The following is a 19,019-nucleotide window of genomic DNA, read 5'->3' on the forward strand; positions in this document are numbered from 1 at the left end:
GACGAGCTCTCTGAACTCGGGGAAGCGGGCCTCGGCCAGGATCTCGTAGAGCTTGGTCGTCGTGTCCGTCGGCGTGCTGCGGATCCTTCGCCACGGTGCTCAGGGCGGGAACCGTCCGCTTCCTGCCCCGGTGAGTGGTCCGCAGCTCGCCGGTGACGGAAGCCTTCACACGCCGTCGTCCACCAGCATGCAGACGGCGGTCTCCGCCGCTTCGGGCACCCCGCCGAGCAGGAACGAGGCCCGTACCGGATGGAGGTCCCCCGCGATCAGTTTCTCGACGGTCCGCCGCTGGTCCCTGTCACGGAACCAGCAGTCGCGCCGCGCCCTCCGTTGCACACCGCGAAGAGCAGCAGCCAGCCGGCCACCAGTCCACCGCTTGCCCCCAGCTGTCGGTGCGGGCCCATAGGCCGTACCCGGCGGCCACCAGTCGCACAGAGGTGCGCAGCGTATCGGCCCGACGCTCACACGGGCCGGGACACGTCGGGCGGCGCCGGGGAGGCGGCGGATCCGCTTCGGAGCCCGGACGGGAAACCCTCGCTCAGTCCCGGCGGCCCAGGTGCTGGGCGAGGAACCGGTCGGCCGCGCGGTACATGTCGATGTTGTTCTCCTGGTTCACGAAGCCGTGGCCCTCGTTCTCCTTGACCATGTACTCGACCTCGACTCCCCTGGCGCGCAGCGCGTCGACGATCTGGTCGGACTCGGCCCGCACCACGCGGGGGTCGTTGCCGCCTTGCACGACCATCAGCGGTGTGCGGATGTCGTCGACGCGGCTGAGCGGCGAGCGGGCCCACAGGTCCGCCTCCTGCCGCGGGTCGTCGGGGTTCCCCGCGTACAGGTACCAGTTGTTGACCATGTAGGGCTTGACGAACTCCGGTGCGGTGCGCAGGTACGTGACCAGGTTGGAGGGGCCGCAGAAGTCGATGGCGGCGGCGAAGACGTCGGGGGTGAAGGAGACCCCGACGAGCGCTGCGTAGCCTCCGTACGAGCCGCCGAAGATCGCGACCCGCTCGCGGTCCGCGTACCCCTCGGCGACGGCCCAGTCGACGGCGTCGACGAGGTCGTCGTGCATCGCGCCGCTCAGTTCGCCGATGCCCGCCTTGAGGAACGCCTTGCCGTAGCCGGTCGATCCCCGGAAGTTGACCTGCAGCACGGCGTATCCGCGGTTGGCGAGGAACTGGGCCGTGGGGTCGAAGCCCCAGCTGTCCCGGTGCCAGGGCCCGCCGTGGACGAGGAGCACCAGCGGCAGCCGTACGGCCTCCACGGCGCGGGGCAGGGTCAGGTAGCCCGGCAGTTCCAGGCCGTCTCGGGCGGGGACCGTGACCGGAGTCATCGGGGCGAGGACTGCGGGGTCCAGGTGCGGGAAGGGCCGGAAGAGCAGACGGCCGCTCCGCGTGGTGTGGTCGTAGAGGTAGGTCACCCCGGGGTCGCGGTCGTGGCTGAAGCTGACGACCCATCGTCGTCCGCTCATGTCGGACGACAGGGCGAGCAGGTCGCCGTCGGACAGCTTCTCCAGGTTCTCCAGGACCTCCGCGAACTGCGGGTCCAGGGGCCGGATCTCCTGTCGCTCGCCGAGGTAGCGCACCCCGATGAGCTCCCCGGTCCGGCGGTCGAGGATGAGCGGTGAGGGCAGCGTGGGGAACACGGCGGAGCGGGGGTCGAGGTCGAGTCGCGGGTGACTGTCGACTTCCGTCTCCAGGCCGGTGGCCAGGTCGAGTCGGACGACACGGGTGCGATCGCTGTCCCGGCTCGAGCCGATCCAGGCGCCGGTGCCGTCCGGCGTGAGCTGGAAGGGCTGGATGTCGAGCGGGTAGTCGGAGCCGTCGAAGGTGATGAGGGGGCGCAGGGTCCCCGTGTCGGGGTCCCAGCGCGAGAGTTGGATGTCTCCGTCGGGCGTCAGTCCGTGCGCGTACAGCGTGCCGTCGGGGGTGTGCAGCAGACCGCCCACGTGGCCGGGGTTCTGGGCCAGCATCGTGAGACGGCCGGTGGCGATGTGGAGTTCGTACAGGTCGAACTCGACGGGGCTGCGGTGGTTGAGGTGCAGGATCGCGTTGCCCGGGCGGGCGGCGGTCATCTCGAAGCCCACCGCCCTGGCTCCGGGGAAGGGCGTGAGGTCGACCGCCTCGGCGTCCGGGGTGTCGAGGTCGACCCGGAAGATGTGCCAGTTCTCGTCGCCGTCGCCGTCCTGTTCGTAGAGCAGCCAGCGCGGATCGTCGGTCCAGTGGTAGCGGAGCACGCTGCGGTTGGCGTCGGCGGTGACGCAGCGGGGCTCCTCGTCCGTGTCGACGGTCTCCACCCAGACGTTGAGGCGGTCCCGCCAGGGGGCGAGGTAGGCGATGCGGGTGCCGTCGGGCGAGATCGAGGCGGCGGCGCGGACGGGTGAGCCGAAGAAGTCCTCGACGGTGAGGCGGGGTACCTCGTACGGGAGGGCGGTGGCGGGCTTCTGCACCATGGGAGCTCCTCGTCTGGTGGGGGCGGGTGGGACGCGTCGGATCCTGCGTGGGTCAGTCGGCGGGGGCGGTGGTCTCGGTGTACTCCCGGTCGACGGGGTCGCCGACGGCTCCGCCGGTGGCGGTGCGGATGGCGTGGGCGTACCTCCGTGAGAGGGCCGCGACGTCCTCGATGGCGGTGACATCGCTCCCGGCGAGGACGGCGGCGCCGATCTCCTCGTCGAGCACGCGCACCACCGCGGCGGCGGACGCCGCGTACAGCCGCGCTTCCAGGTCGTCGGAAGGGCGCTGAAGTCGGTCGCAGATGATGGCGCGCAGCTCGCGTTCCGTCTCGTCGCAGGCCATGAGCCACGCCGTGCGGAGGGCGGGCTCGGTATCGGCGAGCCGGATCATCTTCATCGCGAGGAACTCGTCGGCGAGTCCCACGGGCGCGCCTTCGCGGCCGAGCCGCGTGAGCTCCGCGACGAGGTGTTCCTCCAGTGAGACCTGGTGGGGCCAGCGGCGCAGCACGCTCAGGAGCGTGACGACGCCCTGCATCACGATCGGTTCGGCGCAACTCTCCTTGCTGCGGAAGTGGCGCCAGATGGTACGGGTGGACAGGCCCACCGCCTGGGCGATCTGGTCGCCGCTCGTGGCGGCGACGCCCTGCTCCCAGAACAGCCGGGCGGCCTCCCTGGAGATCTCCAGTCGCAGTCGCGCACGCCGCTGGTCGCTCATCCCTCCCCCACCGCGGTTTGTCGTCGACACCCGTTTCCCTCTCCGTCGCGCTGTCTCTGAACGTCATTATGTCATTAAGTGACATGAGCGGTAGAGGGCGGGTGCCTCCGTTGCCGCGGAGGGGCGCCAGGGCACGTCCGGCCGGGTCCCATCACCTTGCGGAGCCGTTGGTGACGTTTTGGGCGTTATGTGAGGGGAAAGCCCCCTGTCAGGAGGGCGGGCCCTCGTATCGGCCGACCACTGGCGACGGAGTTCCTCCTCCCGGAGACCACCACACCCGCAGAGACCACCACGCTGGAGCAGCAGAGATGAGCATCGTGAAGGCCGCAGTCAAGCGCGTACGGGGAATGATGAAGGAGGCAGACGGAAAGGCCCTGCGGAACCCGGCCGCCGAGGCAGCCGGCAAGCGCATGCAGCAGGAGGCTCGGGGCGAGGTCGCCACGCACCGGAGCCACCGCGCCGGACGCCCCCCTTCCGGCATGTGAGGGACGCCCGAGTTCCGGCACGTGAGGGACGCCCGAACCGAAGGAGCGAACCATCCCGCCCGGGCCGGACCCATCGGCGCCTGCGACGCGACGGCTCGACGGAACAGCGGGCGGAGGTCGTCCGGGGGACCTCGGCACTCACAGGCCCAGGGCCGCTCCCGGGGCGACGTGGAAGCGGGACGCGTTCCGCAGGGCACGGCGGTCGTGCGGTTCCAGCATGTCCCTGCGCTCGAACCAGTCGGTGAGGCGCGTACGGGCCTGCGCGTCGCGCTCCCGCACGCGGTCGTCCGCCCCCTGCGCCGAACGCGCCTCCGCCGGCGAGACCTCACGGAGCAGCACGCGGATCGGGGACGTGTCGTCCTCCGACAGGTGGAGGGCCAGGACCGAGAAGGCCGTACCCGGAGGGAACACCACCTCCGGTTCGTCGTCCGTACCGAGGAAGACGGACGTACGGCGGCCGGTGGTGGACCAGATCCCGAACTCGACCGTGCCCTCCAGTTCCGCGTCGCAGGCCGGGACCGCCGCCACCGCGGCGGGCTCGACGAGGACCGCGCCGGGCACGTACCGGTCCAGCGGTACCTCCTCGGCCGGAGCCGCGAGCATGACGGCCCCGTAGTGACCCGGCAGGCGACGCAGGCCCGAGGCGAGGCAGCTCAGCACCGGAGCGAAAGGGCCCGGCGCGGCCGACCGCGCGGCCTCGGCGAGGCCGGCGCGGCTCACCGGGTCGGGGGCGTCGCCCTGGTACAGCGCGATCGCCACCATGTCCGGCTTGAGGTCGTCCTGCGCCGTGGACCGCAAGGACGGCAGCCGGGAGGCCAGCAGCTCCGCCTTGCTCGCGAGGATGTGGTAGCGCTCGCCGAGGAGTCCCCTGAGCGCCGCTCGGTCCTCGGAGCCGCTGCGCGCGCCCGGGTTCGGGGCGAGGGCCGGCCCTGAGCCCGCGCCTGATGCCAGCCTCGATCGCTGCCCCTGCCCCTGCCCGTGCCCCTGAGGCGGTGGTGAGACGGTGGGCGCGGGCGCCGTTCCCGCTCCCGGCGCGGCGTCGCCGTCGAGCGGTTCGGCCGACGGGATGTCGGGGCCGGGCACCTCGGCCGACTCCGGGCTCTGCCGGTTCTGCGACGTCTGCGACGTCGCCGAAGTCACCGGAATCGCCGGAATCGCCGGAATCGCCGGAATCGCCGGAATCATTGATGCCCCCGCGTCGCCGACTGCCTCAGCCACGGCCGGGGGCGAGGTCTCTCCGCCAGGGGCCTCCCGCGTGGGCCAGCAACCACCCGGATCCAGCCAGTGCAGGTCGAGCGCCGCGGCCCAGGGTCGGCCGGCCTCCTCGTCGGAGCCCTTCCCGTGGACGAGCAGTCCGTACGGTTGCGACGCGCCCAGATCGGGGACCGCGTCCAGCACCCCGGGGAGGGCCTGCCACACCTCGGGTCCGAGGCCTCCTTCCCCGTCGCCCACGATCAGGACCGGACGGGCCGAGTCCGGTGGCAGCAGGCGGGGGCGCGGGTCGGGCGCCTGGCCCGTCGGGCGCAGCCAGAGCCCCGCCGGTACGGACTCCAGTACCCAGTCCCGCAGGTCCGCGCAGCGGTGCAGGGCCGGGGTCGGCGCGTCCGGTCCAAGCAACCGCAGCCACGCCGACGGCACCACACGGCGGTGCTCGGGCGAGGCGACGAGTTCGAGCAGCAGGGGCTGCCAGGTGGGGGCGCCCCGCTCGTCGAGGAGCGTGGTGGCGTGGTCGTCGGCCGTCCGTACGGGGAGGCCGATCGCCACCCGTACCGTACGGCCGCGGTGTTCCGCGACGGCCACGGCCATGGCGGTGAGTTCGGCCGGGGTGGCCCACGGTGCGGCCAACAGCACGTCCTCCGCTTCTGCCACGGCCTCCGCCGTGCGTTCCAGGAGTTCGGCGACGGGCAGTGCCGGCCGGTCAGGAGAGCCGACCCCGACGAGGAAGGTGTCCGCGCCGACACCGATCAAGGGCACGGCGGCTTCGGGCAGCTGCCCCAGCCAGAGCCCGCCCGGGACGGGACGGCTCTCGTCCCGCGCCACTGACGACCCGAACCCGTGCGCACCGCCCCGGGACTCCGACACGACGGGTACGGGAGGCGCGGGGGGTGCGGGAGGCGCGGAGGATGCGGAGGGTGCGGAGGGCGGAAGCGGTTCCTCCTCGTGCGCGGGCTCGGTGGGCGGGTCCGGCAGACGCGCTGCCCCCGTGCTCCCGTCCTCGCCGGGGCCCTCGTGCGGGTCGCGGGGCGACGTCACCGGCGGGTCCGCGTTCTCGTCGTCCGGACGCGCGGGTGCGCCGACGGGTGCGGGCATCGCGCCGGCCTCCGGTTCGTCCGCGCCTGTCGGCGGCTCCCCCGCCCCGGCTTCCGACTGCCCCGCCGTGGCCTCCCGCTCCCCCGACGCGCCCTCTTGTTCCCCCGCCCCCGGTGGCCAGCCCGCCGACAGCCGACGCGGCGCCGCCGCCGGCTCGGCGACCCACCAGGCACCCGGTTCGGCGAGCCGCACCGCGCCGTCCGGTTCGACGCTCACCACGCCGTCCGGGGCGATCACGGTGAAGTCCGCCGCCGTGGCGACCGCCTCCACCGGGCGGCCGCCGTCGGGTCCCGGTGCGGCCAGGCCCGATGCCGCGAGCACCAGGCGCGTCGCGCCGCGCTCCACCGCGAGGGCCACCAGGTCCGGCAGGGACCTGCGGAGCACCGGTGCCGCGTCCGGCGCGGCGGCCAGGACCAGGAGGGCGGAGGGGAGCGGGGGCAGCCCGCTGAGGGCGGCCGAGAGGGCCGTGGCGGTTTCCTCGGAGGCGATCACCAGGTGCGGGCCGACCGGCAGCACGCTCGATCCGGTCGCGGGGGCGGACGTGGTCATCCGTCGTGTCCGTTCTGCGGGGTCTGACCGTCGAGGTCGAGCAGCGGGGTCTGGAGCTGCACCGTGCGGCGGCGGGTGATGTGCAGTGCTCGTCCGGTGGGCAGGACCTTCGGCTTCGTACCGCCGAAGAGATAGCCCTCCGTGGGCGGGCAGGACAGGAGGACGGCCGGGGTGTTGACGTCCTGGAGTTTGCGCAGGAGCTGGTCGGAGAGGCCCCGTCCTGCTCCGTTGGCGGAGCGGGCGACGATCACGTGCAGCCCGATCTCCGCGCCCTGGGCGAGGTGGTCGAGGACGGCGGCGAAGGGGTGGGCCGACATCGAGCCGTTGACCAGGTCGTAGTCGTCGATGAGCACGAACAGTTCCGGGCCGCTCCACCAGTCGCGGAGCCGTAGCCGGTCGGGGGTGATGTCGGCGGAGGGGACGCGGTTGGCGAGCGCCTTCGCCGCGCCGGTGACCATCTGGCGCAGCGGGTCCGCGGAGACCGCGTAGCCGAGCCGGTACTCCTCGGGCACCGTCTCGTACATCTCCCGGCGGAAGTCGACCAGCATCAGGCGGCCCTGGTCGGGGGTGTAGGCGCGCATGATCTGGGTGGCGATGTGCTTGAGGAGGTTGGTCTTGCCGGTCTCGCTGTCGCCGACGACGATCAGGTGCGGGTCCTGGGAGAAGTCGTGCCACAGCGGCTGGACGTCGTGTTCCTCCAGGCCGAGGGGGATCCTCAGGCGGCCGTGCGGCGCGGGGAGGTCGGCGGCGTCGAGGATGAGCGGGAGCATGCGGACCTCGGGGGCGCGCGGGCCCGGCCAGTGGTCGGCGACGACGTCGACGAGATCGGCGACGCCCTCGCCGAGGTCGTGGACGGTGCCGATGCCGTCCATGCGGGGCAGGGCGCACAGGAAGTGCATCTGGTCGCCGGTCAGTCCGCGGCCGGGCACCTTCGGCACCTTGCCGGCCGCGCGCATGTTGACGACCGAGTCCACGGCATCGCCCAGACGGAGTTCGAAGCGGGTCTGGAGCTGGTCGCGCAGGGCTCCGGTGATCTCACCCCAGCGCGTGGTGCCGACGACCAGGTGGACGCCGTAGTTGAGGCCGCGCTGGGAGATCAGGGTGAGCGGCTGGACCAGGTCCATGAACTCCTGGCGCAGGGTGTTCCAGCCGTCGATGACCAGGAACACGTCCCCGTGCGGGTCGTCGGGCAGTTCCCCGGCCGCCTTCTTGCGGCGGAAGGCCGAGATGGAGTCGACGCCGAGTTCGGCGAAGTACTTCTCGCGGCGGGTGATGACCGCGTTGACCTCGGCGATGGTCCGGGTGACGCGATCGGGATCGTGACGGCCGGTGATCCCGCCGACGTGCGGGAGGCCGCGCAGGCCGGTGAGGGTCCCGCCGCCGAAGTCCAGGCAGTAGAACTGCACTTCGGCCGGTGTGTGGGTGAGCGCGAGGGACACCATCAGGGTGCGGATGAGGGTGGACTTGCCCGACTGCGGGGCTCCGGCGATGCCGACGTGGCCGTCGGCGCCTCCCAGGTCGGCCATGAGGAGGTCGCGGACCTGCTGGAAGGGGCGGTCGACGACGCCGACGGGGACCTTGAGGGTGCCGCGGACCTCGCCTTCGGCGGTGAAGCCGTACTCCGGGTCGGGGCCGATCGGGGGCAGCAGTTCGTCCAGCGTCGGTGGCACGTCCAGAGGCGGCAGCCACACCTGGTAGGCGGGAGGACCCGCGTCGATCAGGCGTTCGGCGGCGATGTCGAGGAGTGTCCCGGTCTCCTCGCTCTCGGGCTCCTCCTCCGTGTCCGGCGCGGCGGGCAGCACGTGCGGGGCCACGTACTCGGTGCCGAAGGACACGACCTGGCCCTCGATGACCGCGCGTCGCGCGGACGCCCGGCGCCTGGGCTGGTAGGCGCCGGAGACGTACGCCGCCTTGAAGCGGGTGAGGGTGGAGATGTCGCTGCGCAGGTAGCCGTTGCCGGGCTGGGAGGGCAGCTGGTAGGCGTCGGGAACGCCCAGGACGCCCCGGGACTCCATCGCGGAGAAGGTACGCAGTCCGATCCGGTACGAGAGGTGGGACTCCAGCTGGTGGACCCGCCCCTCGTCGAGGCGCTGGGAAGCGAGGAGCAGGTGGACTCCGAGGGAACGGCCGAGCCGGCCGATCATGACGAAGAGGTCCATGAAGTCCCGGTGCGCTGCCAGCAGTTCGGAGAACTCGTCGACGACGACGAACAGGGTGGGCAGCGGGTCCAGCGGGGTGCCGCCGGCGCGGGCGGTCTCGTACTCCAGGAGGGAGGAGTAGTTGCCCGCGGCGCGCAGCAGTTCCTGGCGGCGGATCATCTCTCCGTGCAGCGCGTCGCGCATGCGGTCCACCAGGTCGGCCTCGTCGGCGAGGTTGGTGATGACGGCGGAGGTGTGGGGCAGGCGGTCCAGGCCGAGGAAGGTGGCGCCGCCCTTGAAGTCGACCAGGACGAAGTTGAGGATCTCCGAGGAGTGGCTCAGTGCCAGGGCGAGGACCAGGGTGCGCAGCAGCTCGGACTTGCCGGAGCCGGTGGCGCCGATCAGCATGCCGTGCGGGCCCATGCCGCCCTGGGCGGACTCCTTGATGTCCAGGTCGATGGGGGTGCCGTCGGGGCCGAGGCCGAGCGGGACCCGCAGCTTGTTGGACTGGTTGCGCCGCGCCCAGTACTCCTTGACGTCGAAGCGGTGCAGGTCCTGGATGCCGAGCAGACTGGTCAGGTCGAAGTCGGTGGCGAGCGGCTCGCCCTGGTCGGCGCTGTCACCCAGCCGGTACGGGGCCATGGCGGCGGCCAGCCGGGTCGCCGCGGCGGGGGTCAGGCCGTCCGGGCTGCCGAGCGAGGTGACCTGGTCCTTGCGGTTGCGGTCGGCGCCGACCATCTCCAGGGCGTTGCCAGTGCCGTTCGGGGCTCCGGCGATGCGCAGACGGAGGGTGACCCTGCTGTGCTTCCACTCCAGCGTGGAGCCGACGTCGATGACGGTGGCGTTGCGGTAGCCGCCGAGCGCGGCCCGGTGGGGGGCGGTGAACGTGGCTCCGTCGAGCACGACGACCGTGTACGGCTCGTCGCGGCTGGGGGTGGCGTCGGGCTCGTAGGGCGGCCGTGCGCCGAACTCCTCGCCGAGCAGCTGCTCCAGCTCCCCGATCGTTCCGGCGACGAGCCGCAGCGGGCCGGCGCCGTCGGTCTCGGCGGGATGCAGGGCGTGCGGCAGCCACTTGGTCCACTCCCAGTGGGCGCGCCGGTCGGGCGCGGCGACCACCGCGACGCGCAGTTCGTCGGGCGCGTGGAAGGTGGCGAGTTGGGCGAGGATCGCGCGGGCCAGGGCACGGGGGCGGTCGTCGTCGGTGTCCGGTGCCGCTCCGTCGGGCGTCCCGCTGTCGGGCGTCCCGCCGCGCGGTTCCGTCGCCTCCTCGGCGGTGATCAGGACGTGGGCGAAGCCGCGGAGGTGGATGGCGACGGGCTGGTCGGCGACGGAGCCGTACGCGTGGATGAAGCGGCGCAGGGCGTGGGCGCTGAGCGGTTCCAGGTCGTCGACCGGTTTGGTGGCGAGGGGCGCGAGGTGGACGGCGAGGCGCTGGGCGCCCAGGGCGATCCGTACGTCGCTGAAGTCGGGGTGGGACGAGCGCCGCTCCCACAGCCGTGAGGTCCGCACCAGGAAGGGCAGCTCGGCCGGTTCGGGGTGGCGCCACGCCAGGGCCTCCTGCTGGCGGAGGACCTCCTTGCGCACCTGGCGCCGCATCTGTGTCAGGTATCGCAGGTAGTCGCGGCGTTCGTCGGTCAACTCCTGCTTGCGGTCGGCGTTGCCGCGCATGATCTGGGTGACGATCATGCCGATCGCGGACACGGCCATCGTGCCCATGGCGATGTACGTCATGACGCCGCCGTTGGGCCGCAGGAAGATGAACACCATGGAGAGCGACGACAGGGCCATCGGCACCATCGTGATGATGTTGCCCATGCCGTTCTGCTTCTCCGGCAGGCCGGGCGGCTCCTGGAGCTGGATCTCGCCGTCCGGCATCTCGGGGCCCGGCCGCCGCGGTGGGCGGTTGACTTGCACCACGCTCAACGAACAACGCTCCTCACGCCTGACGGCGGACTGTGTCGGGCTCTCTCGTCAGACGGGAACGGGCGGACGGTGCGCCACGGTTCACGTTCGCTCAGGCGCGTTCGGAGTGAACCTCGTCGGAGGGGGGACGCGTTGATGGTTCCGTCGGGACAGGAAACGATGGACGGTGGGCGAGCGTGTGCGAGTACGGGCGCCCGTCGGGCCGCGCCGCCGACCGGTCGCCGGGGTGGACGCGGAGGTGTGTGCACGCCCGTCGTGGCGGTGTCCGTGGGAGAACGGTGTACGGGAACGAGGACGAGGAGGCGGACGAGGTGCGCGCGCTGCTGCGCGCGTGGCTGCCGGACGTCGGTCCGGAGGACGGAGAACCGCCGGCCGGGGCCGCGACGGGGCTCGACGTGCCGGAGGCCACCGCGTCCGAGGTGACGGACGCGGTGGGCCGGCTGCTGGGCCGCACCGCGTCCGGCGAGGCACCCCCGCCGGAGACTCGGCTGATCGCGCGTGTGTTCGTGGTCGACGAGCATCCGTCGGCGGGCGGCTGGAGCGAGGAGGAGCGGCGGAGCGTGGCGGGGCTGGTCGCCGTGCTCCTGGCTCGGCACGGCGACGAGGGCGTCGAGGCGCTCGTACGCGCGCTGCGCGGGGACGGCTGACTCCGGGCGCTCCCGGCGCGGGACGGGTGTCACCCCGCCGGTCCGGTCGGGTCCGGGGTGTCCTCGGCGCACGTGCCTGCCCGATCCGGGTCCGATTGTTGTCGTCGGCGCTGAACCCGGTGCACGGGGCTTTCCGTTCCACTGCCCGCCGAGGGCGTTCCGGCCTCGGCGGGACAGCAGGAAGGACACGCGGGCAGTGAGCGGTAGCGCGGTGGCGGGGCTGTGCAGGTTGAGGTTCCACGGGCCGCACAAGGTGGTCGAACTCTCCGTGCCGGCGGACGTCCCCCTGGCGGATCTGTTGCCGACGATCATCGGCTACTCCGGGGACGGACTCGACGAGGAGGCCGTCGAGGCGGGCGGCTGGGTGCTCCAGCGACTCGGTGAGGAGCCCCTGGACGAGGAGCAGACGACGGAGGCCCTGGGCCTGAAGGACGGCGAGCGCCTCTATCTGCGGCTGCGCCGCGAGTCCCTGCCGGAGGTGCACTTCGACGACGTCGTCGACGGCGTCGCGGCCGGGCTCGAACGGCGCGGGGACGCGTGGCACCCCGCCCTCACCCACCACCTGGCCCTCGGCCTCGCGCTGCTCGCGCTGGCGGGCGGCTTCGTCCTGCTGGCCCTCTCCGCCGACATCGGGCCGCTGCGGGTGGTCTCGGCGGCACTGACCGGAGTGCTCCTTCTCCTGGGTGCGAGCAGCGCCGCCCGGGCGGTCGGGGACGCGGGGGCCGGCACGGCGCTCGGTGCGGCGGCCGTCCCCTTCCTGGCACTGGCCGGAGCGCTGCTGCCGACCGGGGACAGCGACCTGACCGCCGCCCGGCTGCTCGCGGGCGGTTCGGCGGCGGCGAGCGCGTCGGTCCTCGCGCTCGCCTCCGTGGCCTGCTCGGCGCCCCTGTTCCTCGGACTGCTCGTCACGTCGGTGGCCACGTCGGTGGCGGGGGCGCTCGTCCTGCTGGGGCTGACCCCGTCGGAGACGGCCGGGGCGCTGGCGGTGCTGGTGGTGGCGTTCGGGTCGTTCCTTCCCGGGTTCGCCTTCCGGCTGTCGGGGCTGAAGCTGCCCGCGCTGCCGCGCAACGCCGGGGAACTCCAGGAGGACATCGAGCCGTACCCGGCGCGGGACGTCGTGGACCGCAGCGCCGTGGCCGACGGCTATCTGACCGCCTTCCACGTGGTGACCGGCGCCCTGTGTGCCGGCTGCCTCACCCTGATGACCCGCGCGCCCGGCTGGGCGCCCGTGGCGCTGGCGGCCGCGCTCTCCCTGCTGCTGGTCCTGCACGCCCGTGAGGTGGGTTCCCGGTGGCAGCGGCTGGCCCTGGTGCTGCCCGGCGTGTACGGCCTGGGCCTGCTGGCGGCCGGGTGGGCCCTCACGCTCGGCCCCACCGGCCGTCTGTACCTGCTGGCGGGACTGACGGCGTCGGCCGCGGCCCTGGCGATCGTCTCGTGGACGGTGCCGGGTCGGCGGATGCTGCCGTACTGGGGGCGGGCCGCCGACCTGCTGCACAGCGCGCTGGCGCTGAGTCTGCTCCCGCTGGCGCTGACCGAGGCCGGGGTGTTCACGTGGGTGCGGGGGCTCACCGGGTGACCGCCGGGACCGGCCCGACCCGGGCGGGGACGGTCCCGCGCGGGTTTCCCTGCCCGGGACCGTCCCGACCCGGGCGAGGGACGCCCGCGCAGGACCGACCACAGCACCGGGAAGCGCCTCGCGCCCCGACGTACCTTTCCCCTTGAGGAGTTCACATGCAGTCCAGGCGCGACCAGGTGCAGGCTCACCTGTTCGTGATGAGCAGGCTCGGGGCGGGGATGCTGCGGGGCGAACCCGACGCCCTGGACCTCCCCACCCGGCGCACCACCCGCGGGGTGCGCACCGGACTGTTCATCGCCGTCCTCATCGCCCTGGTGATGGGCCTGTACGGAGCGATCAAACCGGGGGGCGCGACGAGCTGGGCGAAGCCGGGAACCCTGGTGGTGGTCAAGGAGACGGGTGCCCGGTACCTGTTCATCGGCGGCGAGTTGCGTCCGGTGCTCAACCAGGCCAGTGCCCGGCTGGTGGCCGGGGAGAAGATGACCGTCGCCCAGGTCGGCCAGAACTCGCTCGCGTCGGCGCCGCGTGGCGGTCCGGTGGGGATCGTGGGCGCTCCGGACGGGCTGCCGGCCGCGTCCGCGCTGTCCCGGGGCGAGTGGATGGTGTGCGGGCTGGTGGCCGGCACGGCGTCGGGGGCGGTGGCGCCGGTGGTCTCGCTGGCCGTCGGCTCCGCGAGCACGGGCCGGGCGCTCGGTCCTGACCAGGGGCTCCTGGTGGCCACGGCGGACGGTGCCCGTCATGTGCTGTGGCAGGGGAAGCGGCTGCGGATGGGCGCGGGAGCCGGGACGGCGCTCGGCCATGGCGCGGTCTCCCCGTTCCCCGTGGCGGCCTCCTACCTCAACTCCCTTCCCTCCGGCCCCGATCTGGCCTCGCCCGAGGTCGCGGGGCGGGGGACGCCCGGTCCCGCCCTCGCCGGGCGGCCGACCCGGGTCGGCCAGTTGTTCACGGGTCCGGGCGGTGAGCCGTACGCGCTGACCGGAAAGGGGCTGGCACCGCTCAGCCGCACCCAGTTCGAGCTGCTGCGCGGTGACCCGCGGACGCAGAAGGAGGCGTACGCCGGGGCCGCCGCGGTGGCGGCCGAGGTGGGCGCCGCCGACCTGGCCGCCCACCCGGCGCCGGCCGGGACGCTGCCGGCCGCGGGGCTTCCCGCGGTGCCGCCGAAGCTGGTGGAGCCGGGGGCGGGGCAGGGCGTGTGCACGGAGGTTCGGCCTTCGGCGGGCGGCGGGCCCAGCACCCTGGTGACCGTGGTCGACGCGGCAGCGGTCGCGGGCCGGCCGGTGACGCCCCAGCCGGGCGTGGCGGCGGCGTGCGGCGGCGCCGACCGGATCTCGGTGCGGCCGGGGGGCGGCGCGCTGGTGCGCGCCCTGTCCGGGGCGGGTGCCGCTGGAACGACGTATCTGGTGGCGGACAACGGTGTGAAGTACCCGCTGCCGACGCAGGAGTCCGCGAAGGCCCTGGGCTACGCGGGGGCGTCGGCGGTGGGGGTGCCCGCGACCCTGCTGACCATGCTGCCCTCGGGTCCCGGCCTCGATCCGGCGGCGCTGGCGGCGCAGGGCGTGGTCGAGGCGCCCTCGGGCGGGCTCGACCCGGCGTGTCCCGCGTCGGCTCCTCGGGGCTGAGTCCCGCCGTCCACGCCGTGGGACGCCGTCACGGTGGTCCGGGTGAACCCCGCGCCGTGGACGGGCCGTTCCCCCTGCCGGGAATTCCACCGACCGTACGACCAAGGAGACCAGGTGTCCGAAGCTCCCAACGCCAACCTCAAGATCTCGTCCGCGGTACTCACCCAGACCCTCAACGAGCTGGAGGAGCACCTCCAGACGATGGAGCGCGCCTACACGCAGTCCGAGGACATCGCGAACCAGGTCGCGCAGAGCATGGTGTCCGCGGCGGGCACCAAGTTCATCGCGAAGATCGAGAACTGGCAGCGCGGCTACCGCACGGTGATGGCCGAGTACAAGGACCTCGTCGACGCCGTCGGCACGACCAGCAAGGTCATGACGGACACCGCCGGTGAGGCGGACGCCAACATGGACCTGTGGTCCGGCGACGTCTACGACGTCCTCAGCAAGTGACCCGGGGCGGCGATCCCCGGTCCGCCGCCTCCTTCCTCCTCTCCCCCCGCTTCTCCCCTTCTCTCTAAGGAACGCGCATGAGCGAAATGGACATGGACATCAAACACGGCGCGCTCGAGGACGCGAACGCCCAGATGAAGCAGGTCGCCGCGACCATGAACGCGGCCCTCGAAACCGTCGTCCAGCGGCTCGACGCCATCCGCGCCGAGTTCACCGGTGAGGCGGCCAAGGAGTTCGCGGAGTTCAAGCAGGCCGTGAACAGCCTCGACTCCAACCTGTCGCAGCAGTTCAACAAGGGCGCCGACCTGCTCGCGGACGCTCACGGCATCATCCGCAACGGCGACCGCAAGAGTGCCTTCCTGTTCCAGCGCTGAACGCCGCACCCCGCCCCGGGACCCGGCGCGCCGACCGTTCGTCGGTGTGCCGGGTCCCGGCGTATCGCGGGCCGGGGGTGAACCCCGGGGCGGGGGCCCTCCGTTCTCCGTGCCGAACGGTGTACGGCCCGGCACAGGACAGGAGAGGAACCATGGCGGACGACGACGAGGGCGACAAGAACGTCACTTCGATCACCGAGGACGTTCTGCTGGACAAGGCGACGAAGTTCGAGGCGCTGCTCAAGGAGCTGACATCGGACCCGGTCCTGTTGGCGCTCCCGGACTGGTCGGCGGGCGCGTCCAACGGTGACTACGGCCAGCTCCTGCCGGGGAACCCGAAGCAGCTGACCAGCGCCGCCCGCGTGCAGGCGGGCTTCACCGCGATGTGCAAGCAGGTGGAGGGCGCTCTCGACAAGCTCCAGGGCGTCACCAAGAGCGGCAGCCTCAATCTGCGGAGCGTCAAGGAGATCCTCGGCAACGCCGCCGGGGACTCCGTCGACGTGACCGAGATGTGGGAGCTCCTCAGCATGATCCAGCGGGACGCCCAGCAGCCCAGTGGGACCGGCTCCCCGCCCGCGAAGTAGACCGCCACCAACCCGACAGGAGTTCGGCGCGACGATGGACGCCAAGAAGTGGACCTGGGAGGAAGGCCTCAAGGTCTTCATGGACACGACCGGGACCTTGACGACCCGGGAAGCGGTGGCCGGACCGGAGTCGAAGGCATGGATCGACTTCGCCACCTTCCGCATCGAGAAGAACGTGGGGCTCACCAGGGACTACAGCAAGATCTTCGACATCTACTGGTCGGCCGAGAGCAGTTACGGCAATGACAGAGCCCGGTACGTCGTGGGCTTCAGCGTCGACTGGAAGGGCTACTGGGACGCCGCTGACTCGCCGTACAACCTGTGGCTGAGCGAGCCGATGAAGGCCCTGGGGCCCCTGGTGAGCACCTCGCCCGCGAAGACGAGCATCGTCAACCAGTTCACCTTCGTCAACGCCAAGCAGCAGCTGGAGGGCGTGGTCAGCTGGCTCGACGAGTGGATGCCGGTCATCAAGGGGTGGGGCGACGACCTGGACTCCGAGGGCAGCGAGTGGCGGGGCAGCGCGGCCGGCTCGTTCAAGAAGTTCGTCGACGTCATGCACATGGAGATGAACAAGGTCAGGCTCGACATCACGACGCCGCAGAACTGCGTCACCCTGTTGGAGTCCGCCAAGGAGCAGCTCAGAGCTTCCTCGTCCGGCATGTTCTACCAGGGCCTGGAGGCGTGGAAGAAGCCGACGGGCGAAGGCACGCCGGAAGCCTACTCGCCGTACAACGGTGTGTCGTTGCTGCGCAGGGAGTTCAACCGTCTCATGACGGGTGCGACGCTCCACGTCACGTGGCAGACGTCGACGGCGAGCTACGGCAACGGATACACGAGCCAGACCGACCCGGTCTTCGACAAGATCGTCGACAAGTCGGGAACCGATGTCAGCGCCGCCGACTGGATCAAGACCATCGAGCGGGCCGCGAAGAACGAGTGGCTGCTCGGTCTGTCCACGCTGGACACCGCCGCGACGACCTACGTCGGCAAGCTGGACACGGAGTACCAGAAGCTCGCCTCCGCCCTCGAAGAAGGCGTCTACCAGCCGAACTTCACCCTGCCGAGCGGCTCGGGCGCCGGAGGGCCCGGGGGCCCCGGCGGCGCCGGCGGCCCCGGTCCCAACCCCCCGAACCTGGACAAGAAGGGTCCCGGCGGCACCGGCGGGGGCAACCTCCCGGACCTCACGGGAGGCAAGGGCGGCGGGTCCGGTGGGACCGGCGGGTCCGGAGGCAACAAATCCGGCAACCTGCCGGGGGGCAACCTCCCCGGCGGCCCCAAGCCCCCTCCCATCTCGGTTCCCACCACCTCGCCCGGGACGGTGGGCGGCGGCACGGGAGGCGGTACGGGAGGCGGCAAGGTCCCGCTGCTCGACAAGAACGGCAAGCCCGTCATGGGCTCCGACGGCAACCCCGTCATGGTGCCGCCGGGTTCCCGCATCGGCAAGGACGGCAAGGTCTACGACTCCAACGGAAAGCCGGTGATGGGCGCGGGAGGCAAGCAGGTCGTCGCCCCGCCCGGGGGCAAGGTGGGTGTGCCGCCCAAGGAGGACACCCAGACGGGCGGACTGCCGGGCTCCTCCTACGACCGGATCCGTCTTCCCGAGGGCGCGAAGGTCCTGGCGGACGGCACCGTGGTCGACGCCAAGGGCAAGCCGCTGCTCGACTCCAACGGCAACCCGTACGCGCTGCCCAAGGGGGCGACGCTCAAGGACGGCATCGTCGTCGACGCGAACGGCAACCCGATCAGCCGCACCCACCAGCTGCTCACCAACGCGGAGCACGCCATCACCTCGCGTCCCGATCCGAAGACCATCACCAGCGGCGGTCCGGGCGGCAACAAACACCTCACGGACGGGCTCGGTACGGGTGCCGGCGGCGGTGCCGGCGGCCGGAAGTTCGTCACGGACGGCCTCGGGTCGGGCGGCGGCGGGATCGGCGACGGCGCCAGGCTGAAGGGCACGTCCACGACCGTCGGCGGCGCGACCGGCCTCGGCGAGCGGGCCGCCCGGATGCTCGGCCTGCCCACGCAGACCCCTCCGACCGGCTCGTCCGCCGCTCCCGGGGCCGATGGCAGGCAGTCGTCCGGCGGGCCAGGGAGCGGCCCCGGAGCGTCGCAGTCCTCGATGATGCCGCCGATGATGCCCCCGATGAGCCCCGGCGGCGCGGGCGCGGGTCAACCCAACCAGGGCAAGGACCGGCAGCGCACCACCTGGCTCACCGAGGACGAGGACACCTGGGGCACCGACACCGGCTCCGTCAGCGGGGTCATCGGCCGCTGACGGCCGGCCGACCCCTCCCCACCACACGAAAGGCGCCCCATGGCCATCGACTTCGACAGCATCCTCAAGGACGCGATGTCGGCCCTGCACGACCACCGGGACCGGATGCTCGCGGCCAAACGCGAACTGGACGAGGCGACCGCCTCCGTCACCTCCAAGGACCGCATGGTGTCCGTGACGGTCGGCCCCCAGGGACAGGTGGTCTCGCTCACCTTCCACACGAAGGCGTACCAGTCGATGGCGCCGGCCGAACTCTCCGCCGCCCTGGTCAACGTGCTCAACGAGGCCCGGGCCACGATGGGCAGTCAGGTCATCGAACGCATCAAGGGCTTCGAGGACTTCGGCGGCCACCTGCGCAGCGTGACGGGCATGAGCGGCATGCCCGCCGACATGGACGAACTGCTCAAGCCGCTGCGGGCGATGCGTCCCTCATTCGGCCTGGAGGAGGCCCAGGAGGAGGCGAGGGCGGCCAAGCAGCGGGAGTTCGCCGCCGAGGAGGAGGCGACCGCCCGCCGCGCCTCCGAGCAGGCCGCGAAGCAGGAGGAGTTCGTCACCGAGTCCGAGACCCGCATCCCCACCGGAAAGCAGGAGGAGTTCAGTGGCTGACGAACTGAAGGTACTGAGCGACCTCAAGAGCAAGTTCGCGCACTACGACGACTACCAGCGCTGTCTCACCGACCTCAGCCGGGCGATCGTGGAGATCAACCGGATCAACAAGGAGTCCGCGGGGAAGGACGAGATCGGCACGGCCTACCACCAGCAGGTCGACAAGCCCACCGAGAACCTCACCGAGACGCTCGCGTACATCAGCAAGCGGCTGGGCACGGTCGTGGAGGCGGGGAACGAGACGTCCGACACGATGGCGAAGTCGGACGAGGAGGCCGGGGCGCAGGCGGACGGGTTCTGAGGCCGGTCGCCC

Annotated in this window: 15 protein-coding genes; 10 read left to right on the forward strand and 5 right to left on the reverse strand. The window is 72.3% G+C overall.

The features are described from left to right. Positions 1–165: 165 nt before the first annotated feature. The 3 genes from ACRRSS_RS19275 to ACRRSS_RS19285 form a co-directional block, all read right to left on the reverse strand. Positions 166–336: a hypothetical protein gene (locus ACRRSS_RS19275; RefSeq protein ID WP_435972348.1), complete on the reverse strand. Its 171-nt coding sequence runs from the start codon at positions 334–336 to the stop codon at positions 166–168. Between the two features lie 202 nt (positions 337–538). Beyond that, positions 539–2,449 (reverse strand): alpha/beta fold hydrolase, encoded by a 1,911-nt coding sequence (locus ACRRSS_RS19280; protein ID WP_435972349.1) that lies wholly within the window; start codon positions 2,447–2,449, stop codon positions 539–541. Positions 2,450–2,501: 52 nt separating this feature from the next. Next, positions 2,502–3,164 carry a TetR/AcrR family transcriptional regulator gene (locus ACRRSS_RS19285; RefSeq protein WP_435972350.1) on the reverse strand — a complete coding sequence of 221 codons (663 nt, stop codon included), beginning with the start codon at positions 3,162–3,164 and terminating at the stop codon, positions 2,502–2,504. A 308-nt stretch (positions 3,165–3,472) separates the two neighbouring features. Here ACRRSS_RS19285 and ACRRSS_RS19290 point away from each other — a divergent pair, with 308 nt between their 5' ends. Continuing rightward, complete coding sequence (locus tag ACRRSS_RS19290; RefSeq protein WP_435972351.1) at positions 3,473–3,649, forward strand: hypothetical protein; 177 nt, start codon at positions 3,473–3,475, stop codon at positions 3,647–3,649. Between the two features lie 138 nt (positions 3,650–3,787). On the opposite strand, the gene ACRRSS_RS19295 is transcribed toward ACRRSS_RS19290, so the two are convergent. Together ACRRSS_RS19295 and eccCa are read right to left on the reverse strand one after the other, a co-directional pair. Then, positions 3,788–6,508, reverse strand: coding sequence for a hypothetical protein (locus ACRRSS_RS19295; protein WP_435972352.1), 2,721 nt, complete (start codon positions 6,506–6,508; stop codon positions 3,788–3,790). Beyond that, the gene (gene eccCa / locus ACRRSS_RS19300; protein WP_435972353.1) at positions 6,505–10,569 is read right to left on the reverse strand and encodes a type VII secretion protein EccCa; all 4,065 of its coding nucleotides are present in this window, start codon (positions 10,567–10,569) and stop codon (positions 6,505–6,507) included. Before eccCa ends, ACRRSS_RS19295 begins: the two co-directional genes overlap by 4 nt. A gap of 278 nt (positions 10,570–10,847) precedes the next feature. Between eccCa and ACRRSS_RS19305 the strand changes: the two genes are divergently transcribed. From ACRRSS_RS19305 to ACRRSS_RS19345, 9 genes are all read left to right on the forward strand, one after another. Continuing rightward, positions 10,848–11,216, forward strand: coding sequence for a hypothetical protein (locus tag ACRRSS_RS19305; RefSeq protein WP_435972354.1), 369 nt, complete (start codon positions 10,848–10,850; stop codon positions 11,214–11,216). A gap of 196 nt (positions 11,217–11,412) precedes the next feature. Further along, positions 11,413–12,792 (forward strand): type VII secretion integral membrane protein EccD, encoded by a 1,380-nt coding sequence (eccD, locus tag ACRRSS_RS19310; protein WP_435972355.1) that lies wholly within the window; start codon positions 11,413–11,415, stop codon positions 12,790–12,792. Positions 12,793–12,947: 155 nt separating this feature from the next. Further along, complete coding sequence (gene eccB, locus ACRRSS_RS19315; protein ID WP_435972356.1) at positions 12,948–14,411, forward strand: type VII secretion protein EccB; 1,464 nt, start codon at positions 12,948–12,950, stop codon at positions 14,409–14,411. A gap of 114 nt (positions 14,412–14,525) precedes the next feature. Next, entirely contained in the window at positions 14,526–14,864 is a 339-nt protein-coding gene (locus ACRRSS_RS19320; RefSeq protein WP_435972357.1) for a hypothetical protein, read from the forward strand. A 77-nt stretch (positions 14,865–14,941) separates the two neighbouring features. Next, the gene (locus ACRRSS_RS19325) at positions 14,942–15,238 is read left to right on the forward strand and encodes a WXG100 family type VII secretion target (RefSeq protein WP_351900577.1); all 297 of its coding nucleotides are present in this window, start codon (positions 14,942–14,944) and stop codon (positions 15,236–15,238) included. Positions 15,239–15,390: 152 nt separating this feature from the next. Then, entirely contained in the window at positions 15,391–15,822 is a 432-nt protein-coding gene (locus ACRRSS_RS19330; RefSeq protein ID WP_351900578.1) for a hypothetical protein, read from the forward strand. A 34-nt stretch (positions 15,823–15,856) separates the two neighbouring features. Further along, positions 15,857–18,100 (forward strand): hypothetical protein, encoded by a 2,244-nt coding sequence (locus tag ACRRSS_RS19335; protein WP_435972358.1) that lies wholly within the window; start codon positions 15,857–15,859, stop codon positions 18,098–18,100. 39 nt (positions 18,101–18,139) lie between these two features. Continuing rightward, positions 18,140–18,706: a YbaB/EbfC family nucleoid-associated protein gene (locus ACRRSS_RS19340; RefSeq protein WP_435972359.1), complete on the forward strand. Its 567-nt coding sequence runs from the start codon at positions 18,140–18,142 to the stop codon at positions 18,704–18,706. Then, the gene (locus ACRRSS_RS19345) at positions 18,699–19,007 is read left to right on the forward strand and encodes a hypothetical protein (RefSeq protein ID WP_435972360.1); all 309 of its coding nucleotides are present in this window, start codon (positions 18,699–18,701) and stop codon (positions 19,005–19,007) included. Before ACRRSS_RS19340 ends, ACRRSS_RS19345 begins: the two co-directional genes overlap by 8 nt. Positions 19,008–19,019 lie beyond the last annotated feature (12 nt).

This window comes from Streptomyces sp. Qhu_M48, assembly GCF_051305195.1.
GTDB lineage: Bacteria > Actinomycetota > Actinomycetes > Streptomycetales > Streptomycetaceae > Streptomyces.

Bases quoted from the DNA above. Each gene is read 5' to 3' on its own strand.
- ACRRSS_RS19285 (WP_435972350.1), bottom strand. From the start codon at position 3,164: ATGAGCGACCAGCGGCGTGCGCGACTGCGACTGGAGATCTCCAGGGAG.
- ACRRSS_RS19340 (WP_435972359.1), top strand. From the start codon at position 18,140: ATGGCCATCGACTTCGACAGCATCCTCAAGGACGCGATGTCGGCCCTG.
- eccB (WP_435972356.1), top strand. From the start codon at position 12,948: ATGCAGTCCAGGCGCGACCAGGTGCAGGCTCACCTGTTCGTGATGAGC.
- ACRRSS_RS19290 (WP_435972351.1), top strand. From the start codon at position 3,473: ATGAGCATCGTGAAGGCCGCAGTCAAGCGCGTACGGGGAATGATGAAG.
- ACRRSS_RS19295 (WP_435972352.1), bottom strand. From the start codon at position 6,508: ATGACCACGTCCGCCCCCGCGACCGGATCGAGCGTGCTGCCGGTCGGC.
- ACRRSS_RS19325 (WP_351900577.1), top strand. From the start codon at position 14,942: ATGAGCGAAATGGACATGGACATCAAACACGGCGCGCTCGAGGACGCG.
- ACRRSS_RS19280 (WP_435972349.1), bottom strand. From the start codon at position 2,449: ATGGTGCAGAAGCCCGCCACCGCCCTCCCGTACGAGGTACCCCGCCTC.
- ACRRSS_RS19335 (WP_435972358.1), top strand. From the start codon at position 15,857: ATGGACGCCAAGAAGTGGACCTGGGAGGAAGGCCTCAAGGTCTTCATG.
- ACRRSS_RS19330 (WP_351900578.1), top strand. From the start codon at position 15,391: ATGGCGGACGACGACGAGGGCGACAAGAACGTCACTTCGATCACCGAG.